10 protein-coding genes are annotated in these 11940 nt (G+C 65.5%); 5 read left to right on the top strand and 5 right to left on the bottom strand.

Features of this window, described 5'->3' with window-relative positions:
* Positions 1-30 precede the first annotated feature (30 nt).
* Genes paaI through paaN form a run of 4 tightly spaced genes read right to left on the bottom strand, consistent with a single transcriptional unit; the run spans position 31 to position 4522 of the window.
* Positions 31-498, bottom strand: a complete 468-nt coding sequence (gene paaI / locus C662_RS12150) for a hydroxyphenylacetyl-CoA thioesterase PaaI (protein ID WP_002929404.1) — start codon at positions 496-498, stop codon at positions 31-33.
* Entirely contained in the window at positions 491-2050 is a 1560-nt protein-coding gene (gene paaH, locus C662_RS12145; RefSeq protein WP_002929401.1) for a 3-hydroxyacyl-CoA dehydrogenase PaaH, read from the bottom strand. Before paaH ends, paaI begins: the two co-directional genes overlap by 8 nt.
* On the bottom strand, positions 2047-2844 hold the full coding sequence (gene paaG / locus C662_RS12140; RefSeq protein ID WP_002929398.1) for a 2-(1,2-epoxy-1,2-dihydrophenyl)acetyl-CoA isomerase PaaG: 798 nt from the start codon (positions 2842-2844) through the stop codon (positions 2047-2049). Before paaG ends, paaH begins: the two co-directional genes overlap by 4 nt.
* Positions 2845-2854: 10 nt before the next feature.
* Positions 2855-4522 carry a phenylacetic acid degradation protein PaaN gene (paaN, locus tag C662_RS12135; protein ID WP_002929395.1) on the bottom strand — a complete coding sequence of 556 codons (1668 nt, stop codon included), beginning with the start codon at positions 4520-4522 and terminating at the stop codon, positions 2855-2857.
* A 359-nt stretch (positions 4523-4881) separates the two neighbouring features.
* Between paaN and paaX the strand changes: the two genes are divergently transcribed.
* A complete protein-coding gene (gene paaX / locus C662_RS12130) occupies positions 4882-5976 on the top strand; it encodes a phenylacetic acid degradation operon negative regulatory protein PaaX (protein ID WP_232431600.1) in 1095 nt (364 codons plus the stop codon).
* A gap of 19 nt (positions 5977-5995) precedes the next feature.
* Here the strand turns inward: paaX and paaY are convergent, their stop codons facing one another.
* Positions 5996-6619 (bottom strand): phenylacetic acid degradation protein PaaY, encoded by a 624-nt coding sequence (gene paaY, locus C662_RS12125; RefSeq protein ID WP_002929391.1) that lies wholly within the window; start codon positions 6617-6619, stop codon positions 5996-5998.
* Positions 6620-6683: 64 nt separating this feature from the next.
* On the opposite strand from paaY, the gene C662_RS12120 reads away from it, so the two are divergent.
* The 4 genes from C662_RS12120 to C662_RS12105 all read left to right on the top strand — a co-directional run bounded on the left by C662_RS12120 (position 6684) and on the right by C662_RS12105 (position 11939).
* Positions 6684-7505, top strand: coding sequence for an IclR family transcriptional regulator (locus tag C662_RS12120; protein WP_002929388.1), 822 nt, complete (start codon positions 6684-6686; stop codon positions 7503-7505).
* Between the two features lie 346 nt (positions 7506-7851).
* Positions 7852-9000 (top strand): ABC transporter substrate-binding protein, encoded by a 1149-nt coding sequence (locus tag C662_RS12115; protein WP_002929386.1) that lies wholly within the window; start codon positions 7852-7854, stop codon positions 8998-9000.
* Between the two features lie 111 nt (positions 9001-9111).
* Positions 9112-10149 (top strand): branched-chain amino acid ABC transporter permease, encoded by a 1038-nt coding sequence (locus C662_RS12110; protein WP_002929384.1) that lies wholly within the window; start codon positions 9112-9114, stop codon positions 10147-10149.
* On the top strand, positions 10146-11939 hold the full coding sequence (locus C662_RS12105; protein WP_002929381.1) for a branched-chain amino acid ABC transporter ATP-binding protein/permease: 1794 nt from the start codon (positions 10146-10148) through the stop codon (positions 11937-11939). Before C662_RS12110 ends, C662_RS12105 begins: the two co-directional genes overlap by 4 nt.
* Position 11940 lies beyond the last annotated feature (1 nt).

Raw genomic sequence — 11940 nt, 5'->3', positions numbered from 1 at the left:
GTCCTCTCCTCTCTGTTCTTCGGGGGCCGCTCAGGCCTGTTCTGCTGCCAGGCCGGCGATGACCTCGCCGGCGATGCGGTAGCTCTTGCCACGGAAAAGCGCGACCGTCCTGCCGCTGCCGTCGCGCACGGTGATGTCATAGACGCCGGTGCGTCCCGAGGCCGAGCGCTCGATGGCCTCGGCGGTGAGCGTGTCGCCTTCCTTGCCGGGGGCGACGAAGTCGATATTGCAGCCCGAGGCCACGGTGTTGCGGTTGTAGGCGTTGCAGGCGTAGGCGAAGGCAGTGTCGGCAAGCGAGAAGATGAGGCCGCCGTGGCAGATGTGGTGGCCATTCACCATGTCGCCACGCACCAGCATGCTGAGCGTGGCGGTGCCGGGGCCGACGGCCTCGATGCGGATGCCCAGCGCCTGGGCGGCGCGGTCGCGCGACCACATTGCAGCGGCCACGGCTTCGGCCAGGGCCTGCGGGTCCGTGGGGATGGTCTGGATATCAGTCATGGATCTTCTTTCCGGCAAGGACGCGCTGCTGGATCAGCGGCGAGACGCGGTAGCGGTCTTCGCCATAGAAGCGGGCGAGGTTGGCGAGCACCGCGCAGATGGCCGGGAGGCCGATGCGGTCGGCCCACTCGAGCGGGCCGCGCGGGTAGTTAACGCCGAGCTTCATTGCCGCATCGGCGGCCGCGGCATCGCATACGCCCTGATGCACGGCGTCGGCGGCTTCGTTGGCGAGCATGGCGACCGTGCGCATCACCGCCAGGCCCGGCGTATCACCGAGGCGGCAGACCTCGAAGCCGGCGGCCTGAAGCAGTCCGATAGCGGCGCCGACGGCTGGGGCGAAGCAGTTGATCGCGGCGCCGACGGCCAGGCGGGGAGCGCTGGCGTAGTCGAGTGCGAGGTCGATCAACACCACATTGTCGATGCCCGACTCGGCGGCGCGCTGGGTGGCCGTGCGGCCGTCAGTCACGAAGATCACTGCGCCGCCCACCTCGGCGATGCGGCCGTCTGCGGCCTCACCCCAGGTGTGGGCGATCTTGCGTTCGAACAGGCGATCGGCAAGCGCATGGGCCACGGCCGAGTGGCCATGCAGCACGATGTCGCCGGGTGCCTGCTGCGCCACGGCGACCTGCGCACCGGGACGCTCGGCGCCGTCGCGGTAATCATAGAAGCCGCGTCCCGACTTGCGCCCGTAGAAACCGGCGTCGACCAGCTCCTGCTGGATCAGGGAGGGGGTAAAGCGCGGATCGTTGTAAAACGCGTTCCATACCGAACGGGTCACGGCGAAGTTTACGTCGTGGCCGATCATGTCCATCAGTTCGAACGGCCCCATGCGGAAGCCGCCGGCGTCACGCATGATGGCATCCACCGTGGCACAGTCGCCACCGCCTTCATTGAGGATGCGCAGTGCCTCGGCGTAGTACGGCCGGGCGACACGGTTGACGATGAAGCCCGGGGTCGAGCGTGCATGCACCGGCGTCTTGCCCCAAGCCGCAGCGGTGGCGAACAGGGTGTCGGCCACGGCGCGCTCGGTGGCAAGCCCGGAGACGATCTCGACCAGCTTCATCAGCGGCGCCGGGTTGAAGAAGTGCAGGCCGGCCAGGCGCTCGGGGCGCTGCATTGCGGCGCCGATCGAGGTCACCGAGATGGAGGAGGTATTGGTGCCGAAGATGCAGTCGGCAGCGACGATCTCTTCCAGGTTGCGGTACAGCGTCTGCTTGGCTTCGAGGTTCTCGACGATAGCTTCGATGACCAGTGCGGCATCGGCGAGATCGCCGAGCTGCTCGACGGCGACCAGGCGCGCGCTTGCGGCCTGTGCGGCCTCGGCACTCATCTTCGCCTTGTCGGCAAGCTTGCCGAACTGGGCGCGGATGCCCTCGATTGCCTTGGCGGCGGCGCCCGGTCGGTTATCGAGCAGCTTGACCACGTGGCCGGCCGCAGCCGCGACCTGTGCGATGCCGGCACCCATGGCACCGGTACCGACCACGGCGACGATGGCCGAGGTGGGCAATGCGTGTGCGACGGGTTTGCAGGTCTGGGTGGCGTTCACGATCATTTCCCGGTGAACCTCGGCGCGCGCTTTTCAGTGAAGGCGGCGACGCCCTCGGCGTAGTCCGCGCTCCAGCCCAACTCGCGCATGAAGCCGCCTTCGAAGGAGAGCTGCTGTTCGAGGGTGTGGCCGGGGGCGGCGTGCATGGCCTGGCGGGTGCGCACCAGCGCCTTGGTGGGCATGGCGGCGAGCTGGGTGGCGAGCGCGTCGACCTTGGCGCCGAACTCGGCGTCGTCGTACGCGGCCCAGATCAGGCCCCAGTCGGCGGCCTTCTCCGCGGGCAGCTTGTCGGCGAGCAGGGCCAGGCCCATGGCGCGTGCCATGCCGACGCGCTGGGGCAGGAACCAGGTGCCGCCGGTGTCGGGGATGAGGCCGATCTTGCTGAACGCCTGCAGGAAGGACGCCGACTTCGTCGCCACCACCAGGTCGCAGGCCAGCGCCAGGCTGGCGCCGGCACCGGCGGCGATGCCATTGACGGCAGCCATGGTGGGTACGCGCAGGTTCTGCAGGCGCAGCACCAGCGGTTTGTAGTTCTTGTCGACGACGTCGCCGATGTCGGGTAGGCGGCCGTCGGGCTGCGTAGCCATGTCGGGGTCGGCGAGGTCCTGGCCGGCGCAGAAGGCCCGCCCGGCGCCGCTCAGCACCAGCACGCGCGTGGCATGGTCGGCGTGCACGCGGTCCAGTGCGTCACGCAGTTCGGCATGCATGTCGCCAGTGAAGCTGTTGAGCTTGTCGGGGCGGTTGAGTGTCAGGCGGGCGACGCCCGCCTCCACCGCGAACTGGATGTTCTGGTATTCCACGAGCGCCTCCTCAGACGTGATAGCGGCGCTGAACGACACGGAAGCGGTTGGCGACGAAGGCGGAGTCCGCGTACGAGGCGTTGGCAGCCGGGTTGCCACCTGTGCCGTGGTAGTCGGAGAAGGCGGCCGACTGGTTCACGAACACGCCGCCGGTGAGGTTGATCGACAACGCAACCTTGCCGCGCCAGGTGGCCTCGGTCATGGCGTCGATGACGGCCTGCTTGGTCGAGTACAGGCCGACTGTGAGCGCACCATGGACGCTGACTACGCGCTCGGACAGCGCGATGCCGGCGGCGGTGTCGGCGACCTTGACAATGAAGCTGATCGGTCCGAAGCGCTCCTCCATGTAGGCCTTTTCGTCGGCGGCGTCGCAGGCGAGCAGCACCGGGGTGCGTACCTTGGCGTTCGGGAACTCCGGGTTGTCGAGCTTCTGCGAGGCGAGCACCACCTTGCCCAGTTCGCCGCTGTTGGCGATGTCGATGCGCTCTGCGGTGTCGGCCGACTGGATCGCGCCGAGCACCGCGTGAGCGACCTCGGGCTTGGACAGGAAACGCTCGACGGCGCGGGCGAGGTCGGCGCAGAACTCGTCGTAGCTCTTGTGGCCGTCTTCGGTCTCGATGCCGCCCGCGGGCACGAAGATCGCCTGCGAGGTGGTGCACATCTGGCCGGAGTAAAGCGACAGCGTGAAGGCCAGGTTGCCGAGCATTGCCTTGTAGCTGTCGGTGGAGTCGATGACGATGTTGTTCACGCCAGCGAGCTCGGCATAGACCTGGGCCTGGCGGCAGTTGTCGATCAGCCACTGGCCGAACACGTTGCTGCCGGTGAAATCGACCGACTTGACCGCCGGGTGGGTGGCGAGCTTCTGGGTGACACTGCGCTGGGTGGCGACGCACAGGCTCACCAGATTGGGGTCGATGCCATTCTCGGCGAGCACGGCGCGGATGGTGCGTACGGTGATCGCTGCCGGCAGGATGGCGTTGCTGTGCGGCTTGACGATGACTGCATTGCCGGTGGCGAGTGCTGCAAACAGGCCCGGGTAGGTGTTCCAGGTCGGGAAGGTACCGCAACCGATCACCAGGCCTACGCCGCGACCGACGACCTGGAAGTGCTTCTTCATGACCAGGGGCGGGTTCTTGCCCTGCGGCTTTTCCCAGGTGGTCTCAGCGGGCACGAAGCTCTGTTCGCGCCAGGCATAGGTTACGGCCTCGAGCCCGCGGTCCTGGGCGTGCGGGCCGCCGGCCTGGAAAGCCATCATCCAGCCCTGGCCGGTGGTCATCATCACTGCGTGAGCGATCTCGAAGCTCTGTTTGTTGAGGCGGTCGAGGATCTCCAGGCAGATTCCGGTGCGGCCATCCGCTCCCACGGCCTGCCAGCCCTTCATGGCCTCGAGACCGGCAGAGATCAGTGCATCCGGGTCGCACACCGGGTAGCTGACGTCGAGCGCGATGCCGTAGGGCGAGGCTTCGCCTCCGTGCCAGCCGGTCTGGCCTGGCTGATCGAGCTCGAAGCGCTTGCCCAGGTGCGCCTCGAAGGCACGCTTGCCGTCGTCGGCTGAGGTTTCGCCGTAGAGCTTCGGGCTCGGCATCTCCGGGAAGGGCGTCCAGTAGCCACGCGTCGCAATCGCGGACAGCGCGCCATCGAGGGTGTCACGGTGCTTGTCAAGAAGGGGGTGGCTCATTCGTCTCTCTCCGGGGGAGTGGTTCTGTGTTCAAACGATACAAATGTGATGCCGAATGGTCAATAGAAAGTATCGTTCTGATGTTGTTGAAAATGCTCGTATTACACTATTGGAAAGATGTTCCGTAAAACAAAATAACAATAAAAACATACAGATATGATTTATTTCGTCTGTACTTCAGGTCCTGCATATTTTCCATAGAAAGTTTTTATGATCTATGGTGGTTGTTGATGTGATACAAAAATGACCATAAAAAGTGTTTTCAGGAGTCGTTTTGTGGATTCTTTCAGATCGTCCGCTGCAGCGCCGAGAGCCTGCCCTCGGACCGGCTTCGATATGGTGGGTGGGGCGTGGCGCGAGTGATCGGCGGCGGTGCTGCGATGGCTTCGAAACGGGGGCTCGGCGTTGCCGAAGAGGTGCCTGAAGGGCGTCATCTGCCTGTACGCAAGCCACTGAATCCGCTAGACTTCCGCCCCCAAAATGCACGCTCTCCCGCCACTATCGTGTCCTCTCCCTCGCAGCAGATCCTCGACGATTTCCGTCGCAAAGACCGTGTGCATGCGGGCTCGCTCATCATCTCGGTGTTCGGCGATGCCGTGGTGCCGCGGGGAGGGCGCATCTGGCTGGGGAGCCTCATCCGCTTGCTCCAGCCTCTGGGTCTCAATGAGCGTCTCGTGCGGACGGCGGTGTTTCGTCTGGTGCGTGACGAGTGGCTGGCGAGTGCGCCTGCAGGGCGGCGGACCGACTACCTGCTCACGCCGTCGGCAGAGCAGCGCATGGATGAGGCGTCGCGGCTCATCTACGCAGCTGCGATGCCGCAATGGGACCGGCGTTGGCGGCTGATCGTCACTGTCGGCGAGTTCTCGTCCCGGGACCGTGATCGCCTGCGCAAGGCCTTGACGTGGCACGGCTTCGGGGCACTCAACAACGACTGCTTCGTGCATCCAAGCGTTGACTTGATCGCAACCTTTGACGCGCTCGTGGCCGAGGGCCTGGGCAGCCTGCTCGATCGGCTGAAGCCGCTGATCGCGGCGGACGCTGCGCTGGGCGCGGCGGCGACGGATGCGGCGATGGTGCATTCGGCCTGGGACCTGGCGCACCTTGCTGACTTGTATCGGGACTTCGTGGCGCGCTATCGGCCCGTGCTGGGGCAATTGCGCGAGGGCAGCTTCGAGACGAGCGATGAGACAGCCCTGCTGCTGCGCGTGCTGCTGATCCACGACTACCGTCGTCTGCTGCTGCGCGATCCGGTGCTGCCCGACGTCCTGCTGCCGTCCGACTGGCCGGGTCAGAAGGCCCGGCTGCTTTGCCGAGAGCTTTACCGCAGGCTTCTGAGCGCGTCGGAACGCCACCTCGATGCCTGCTTCCAGCTTGCCGACGGTTCGGTGCCCGAGGCGTCGCCGCGCCTGCATGAGCGTTTCCGGGACCCGGACCTGCTTTCCCTGCCGACCTGATGCGGTGCTTGCGCGGGGCTCAGCCCTCGCGCTTGCGGGTTTCGACGAGCGGGATCACGTCCGGCATCTCGATGCGCTTGCGGCCAGGTTCGACCGCGGCCAGCGGTGTCGTTTCGCATAGCGTTGCCAGGCAGCGCCGGGTCAGGTCCTGGTAGGTCGCGGTGCCCTGGCTCTTCCAGCGGATCTCGTCTTCACTGAGCGGGCGGACGACCTTTGCCGGCACGCCGGCGACGAGCACGCGTGCCGGGATCTCCGCACCCGCCTTGACGAAGGCCGAGGCGGCGACGATGGCTTCCTCGCCGATCACCACGTTGTCCATGATCACCGCGTTCATTCCGATCAGCGCATTGCGCCCGATGCGGCAGCCGTGCAGTACGGCGCCGTGACCGATGTGGCCGTCCTCTTCAACCACCGTGTCGGTGCCCGGGAAACCGTGCATGACGCAGGTGTCCTGCAGGTTTGCACCGCGTTCCAGGATGAGGCGGCCGAAGTCGCCGCGCAGGCTGGCACAGGGGCCGACATAGCAGCCCGGGCCGATGATCACGTCGCCGATAAGGATCGCCGAGGGGTGAACGTAGGCGGTCGGGTCGACCACGGGCACGATGCCATCGATTGCATAGACTTTGAGTTCCGGCTTGATCACGCGCGCGCTCCTGAGGTTTGTGTTACATATAAATAAACGATTTCTCCAATAAGGAACAGTCCCGATGGGCAGCGCGAACGAAGAACTTGACGGCAAGCATGGGGTTCAGTCGCTCGAGGTGGGCATGAGCATTCTGCGCGCGATGGCGACTGGAAGGCGTTCGATGATGCTCAAGGAGATCGCCGAGGCAGCTGGCATGCCGCCGTCGAAGGCGCACCGCTATCTGGTCAGCCTCATCCGCAGCGGGCTGGTCGAGCAGGACCGGCTGACCTCGCGCTACGACCTGGGACCCTTTGCGCTCAACCTCGGCCTGGTGGCCCTCGATCGCATTGATCGCATCCGTCTGGGTCTGCTCGCGATCACTGATCTGCGTGACGAAACCAACGAGACCGTCGCCCTCACGGTGTGGAGCGATGCCGGTCCGGTGGTGGTGCGCTGGGAGCGTCCGCGCCGACCGATCACGGTGAACGTTGTCACCGGTACGCACCTGAGTCTGCTGCGCTCGGCGGGTGGGCGCGTGTTTGCGGCCTGGCTCCCCGAGCGCCAGACCGAAGCCCTGCTGCGTCGTGAACTGGAGACGGGCAGGGCGCCCGCGGGGGTTGCGAACCTTGAGGACGCGCGGGCGCTGCTGGCGCAGGTGCGCGAGTCCGGTGTCGTCGTCCTCAGTGGCGACTATTTTGCGCGCGGCGTCGAAGCTGCTGCGGCGCCGGTTTTCAACTTCAAGAACGAGATCACCATGGCGATCGCGATCGTCGGTGTCGAAGGGTCGATGGATCTCTCCATGGATGGCGAGACGATTGCGGCGCTGCGTCGTACCGCGGCAGCGCTCTCGCGACGGCTTGGCGCCACGTTGGACTCGCTTGCGATGGACGCCGATATTCAATAGAGCGGCACGGCGCGGGCTTGGCGCGACCGCGGCGAAGGTCGCGGATGAGAGTGCGGATGAGGCAGGAGGAGGCTCGATGGTGAGCGTCCTCCTGCCTTTTTCGTTGTTGGGGCTGAGGGGCGCAGGCAGGGTGTTCATGCGATACAAAATAATGTCTTGACGCGCTGTTTTGTATCATTTCTAATAAGAGAAACGTTTTCTGTAATGCAGAATTTGGTCCGGGCAGATGCCTCGGCCAGGTTCTCGGCAAGGTCCAGAAGCACAAGGCGCCGAAGTCCGGGGCGGCGCCGTGAGACAGGCCCGTCACGGATACCCGGCTGTTTGCATCAATATCGGAGGAGAAACCATGAAACTGCGTCACACCCTGCTGGCAGCAATCAGCCTCGCCTTTGCCGCCTCCGCCGCCCACGCCGAAATCAAGGTCGGTGTCGTCGTCTCGGCCACCGGTCCTGCGGCGTCGCTGGGCATCCCGGAGCGCAACACCGTGGCGCTGCTGCCGACCACCATCGGTGGCGAGCCGGTGCGCTACATCGTGCTCGACGACGCTTCGGACACCACCACGGCGGTCAAGAACGCGCGCAAGCTGGTTGCCGAGGACAAGGTCGATGTGCTGATCGGTTCGACGACCAGCCCGGCCTCGCTGGCGATGATCGATGTCGCGGCCGAGACCAGTACGCCGATGATCTCCCTTGCCGCTTCGGCGCGCATCGTGTCGCCGATGGACGACAAGAAGCGCTGGATTTTCAAGACGCCGCAGAACGACCAGCAGATGGCTTCGGCGATCGTCGAGCACATGACCGCCAACAACGTGAAGCGGGTGTCCTTCATCGGCTTTGCCAACGCCTACGGCGAAGGCTGGTTCGAGCAGTTCAAGAAGCAGGCCGAGGAGAAGGGGGTCGAGCTCGTTGCCAACGAGCGCTTCAACCCGGCCGACACCTCGGTGACCGGCCAGGCACTCAAGCTCATGGCCGCCAAGCCGGATGCCGTCTTCATCGCCGGTTCGGGTACGCCGTCCGCGCTGCCGCAGAAGACGCTGCGCGAGCGTGGCTACAAGGGGCCGATCTACCAGACGCACGGCGTGGCCAACAACGACTTCCTGCGTATCTGCGGCAAGGACTGCGAAGGCACGCTGCTGCCGGTCGGTCCGGTGCAGATGGCACGCAGCCTTGACGACAGCCACCCGGTCAAGGCGAGCGCGCTGGCCTATGTGGAGAAGTACGAGGCGGTGCATGGCGAGGGTTCGGTGTCGAGCTTTGGTGCCTACGCCTGGGATGCGGGCGTGCTGCTCGAAGCGGCCGCTCCGGTTGCGCTGCAGGTGGCCAAGCCCGGGTCGGCCGAGTTCCGCAGCGCCTTGCGCGACGCGCTCGAGGGCGTGAAGGAGGTGGCGGGTGCGACCGGCATCTACACCATGAGCGCGGATGACCACCTTGGTCTGGACGAGCGCTCGCGCGTGATGATCGAGATCCGCAACGGCACCTGGTCGCTGCTCAAGTAAGTCCTGAGGCGCGGAGCGCTTGCGCTCCGCGCCTGCCCGTGTCGCGCGGCCGGCACGGTGTTTTCAACTCGACTGGCGTTTTATGGCGGCCAGCGGACATGGGGTACATCCATGGATATGTCAATTGCACTGATCCTGGGCCAGGACGGCATCACCAACGGCGCGATCTACGCGCTGCTGGCGCTGGCTCTGGTACTGGTGTTTGCGGTCACACGGGTGATCTTCATCCAGCAGGGCGAGTTCGTGGCCTACGGCGCGCTGACACTGGCGATGATGCAGTCGGGTGCGACCCCTGCGACGGTTTGGCTGCTGGTGGCGATGGGGGGGCTGGTGACGGCGTTCGACGGCCTCAAAGCCCTCAAGGCCGGCCAGATGCAGCGTGCGGGCATGGTGGCGGGCTGGAACCTGGCCTATCCGTTGGCGCTGGTGGCTGTGTTGTCCGCGCTGCCGGTCAATGAACTGCCGCTGGTGCTGCAGGTTGTGCTCACGCTGGCGATCGTGGTGCCGATGGGACCGATGATGTACCGCCTGATGTACCAGCCGATCGCCTCTGCGCCGGTGCTGATCCTGCTGATCGTGTCCGTGGCCCTGCATATCGCGATGGTGGGTCTGGGGCTGCTGTTCTTCGGCGCCGAGGGGCACAGGACGCCGGCCTTCAGCGAGCTCAGCTTCGATCTCGGCCCGCTGATGGTGACGGGGCAGACGATCTGGGTGCTGGTGGTGTCGGTGCTGCTGATCGTGGCGCTCTACCAGTTCTTCGAACGCACGCTGTACGGCAAGGCCTTGCGCGCAACCGCGATCAACCGCGTCGGGGCGCAGTTGATGGGGATCTCGCCCGCGCTTGCCGGCAAGCTCACCTTCTTCCTGGCCGCTTTCATTGGCGCGCTCTCGGGCGTGCTGATCGCCCCGATCACCACCATCTATTACGACACCGGATTCCTGATCGGGCTCAAGGGCTTCGTTGCCGCGATCATCGGCGGCCTGGCCAGCTACCCGATCGCCGCGCTGGGCGCCATTGCAGTCGGGTTGCTCGAAGCCTTCGCTTCATTCTGGGCCAGCGCGTACAAGGAAGTCATCGTGTTTACGCTGATCATCCCCGTGCTGCTGTGGCGTTCGCTGACCAGCCACCACGTGGAGGAGGAAGAATGAGAACCGACCGTCTGGTGCTGGGGGCCTTCCTTGCCCTGCTGTTGATGGTGCCGGCGATCCTGTCGCCGTACTACGTGACGCTGCTCAACTACATCGGCCTGTATGCGATGGTCGCCCTCGGCCTGGTGCTGCTCACCGGCGTGGGCGGGCTCACGAGCTTTGGCCAGGCGGCCTTCGTCGGCCTGGGGGCCTACACCACCGCTGCGCTGACCACGGCGACGGACCTGCCGGCCTGGCTGGCCTGGGTGGGGGCTTCGCCCTGGTTCACGCTTGTGGCGGGTTTGCTCATTACCGCTGCAGTGGCGGTCCTGCTGGGTTCGCTCACGCTCAAGCTGTCGGGCCATTTCCTGCCCTTGGGTACGATCGCCTGGGGCATCAGCCTGTACTTCCTGTTCGGCACCATGCAAAGCCTGGGCGGGCACACCGGCATCACCGGCATTCCGCCCATCGAGTTGTTCGGCTGGACGCTCGATGGCGGCGGCGAGATCTTCTACCTGATCTGGGCCTTCCTGCTGCTGGGCATGCTCACCACCCACAACCTGCTCGACTCGCGCGAAGGGCGCGCGATCCGCGCCTTGAAAGGCGGCAGGGTGATGGCAGAGGCGATGGGAGTCGACACCGGCCGTGCGCGCATGATCATCTTCGTGATCGCCGCGCTGCTGGCCTGTGCCTCGGGCTGGCTGTATGCGCACATGCAGCGCTTCGTGAACCCGACTCCGTTCGGTGTGCATATCGGCATCGAGTATCTCTTCATGGCGGTGGTCGGCGGTGCTGGCTATGTGTGGGGGGCGATCGTCGGCGCAGGCGTCATCACCGTGCTCAAGCAGTGGCTGCAGGATTGGCTGCCGAGCCTGTTGGGCGCGAGCGGCAACTTCGAGATGATCGTATTCGGCATCCTGATGGTGCTGGTGCTGCACCGCGCCCGCGAGGGCCTGTGGCCGATCCTCAAGAAGCTTGTGCCGATGCGTACCATCCACAAGACGATCGATGCCCAGGCCGAGCCTCTGCCGCGGCGTACGCTGCCCGCGCCCGGGACGCTGATCCTCGAGGCCAAGGACGTCACGCGCAGGTTCGGCGGTCTGGTAGCGAACAACAACATGAGCCTCGAGGTCAAGGCCGGCGAGATCCTCGCCTTGATCGGCCCCAACGGTGCGGGCAAGAGCACGATGTTCAACCAGATCTCGGGTGTCGATACGCCGACTTCGGGCGAGGTGCTGTTCCTGGGCAAGCCGGTGGCCGGTCGCGACTCGCGTGAGATCGCCCGCATGGGCATGAGCCGCACGTTCCAGCATGTGAAGCTGCTGCCCACCATGAGCGTGCTCGAGAACGTGGCCATCGGCGCACACCTGCGCAGCCACAAGGGCGTGCTCAGCTCGGCCTGGCGCCTGGACCGCGCCGAAGAGGCGCGCATCCTCAAGGAGGCCGCGCACCAGATCGAGCGTGTGGGTCTCAAGGACCATATGTTCGACGAGGCCGGCAGTCTTGCGCTTGGCCAGCAGCGCATCCTTGAGATCGCACGTGCCCTGTGTGCCGACCCCTGCCTGCTGCTGCTCGACGAGCCCGCGGCCGGCCTGCGCTACAAGGAAAAGCAGGCGCTCGCCGAACTCCTGAAGAGGCTGCGCTCGGAAGGCATGGCCACGCTGATCGTCGAGCACGACATGGATTTCGTGATGAACCTGGTCGATCGCGTGGTGGTGATGGAGTTCGGCCAGAAGATCGCCGAAGGCCTGCCGGAAGAGGTGCAGCAGAACCCGGCGGTGCTTGAAGCCTATCTGGGCGGCGTGGAGTGAG

It is taken from the genome of Thauera sp. 28 (assembly GCF_000310145.2).
GTDB lineage: Bacteria > Pseudomonadota > Gammaproteobacteria > Burkholderiales > Rhodocyclaceae > Thauera > Thauera mechernichensis.
Note: the sequence above shows the minus strand (reverse complement) of the source record. Positions and strands in the feature narration are given on the sequence as shown.

Bases quoted from the DNA above. Each gene is read 5' to 3' on its own strand.
- paaN (WP_002929395.1), bottom strand. From the start codon at position 4,522: ATGAGCCACCCCCTTCTTGACAAGCACCGTGACACCCTCGATGGCGCG.
- C662_RS12115 (WP_002929386.1), top strand. From the start codon at position 7,852: ATGAAACTGCGTCACACCCTGCTGGCAGCAATCAGCCTCGCCTTTGCC.
- paaH (WP_002929401.1), bottom strand. From the start codon at position 2,050: ATGATCGTGAACGCCACCCAGACCTGCAAACCCGTCGCACACGCATTG.
- C662_RS12105 (WP_002929381.1), top strand. From the start codon at position 10,146: ATGAGAACCGACCGTCTGGTGCTGGGGGCCTTCCTTGCCCTGCTGTTG.
- C662_RS12120 (WP_002929388.1), top strand. From the start codon at position 6,684: ATGGGCAGCGCGAACGAAGAACTTGACGGCAAGCATGGGGTTCAGTCG.
- C662_RS12110 (WP_002929384.1), top strand. From the start codon at position 9,112: ATGGATATGTCAATTGCACTGATCCTGGGCCAGGACGGCATCACCAAC.
- paaI (WP_002929404.1), bottom strand. From the start codon at position 498: ATGACTGATATCCAGACCATCCCCACGGACCCGCAGGCCCTGGCCGAA.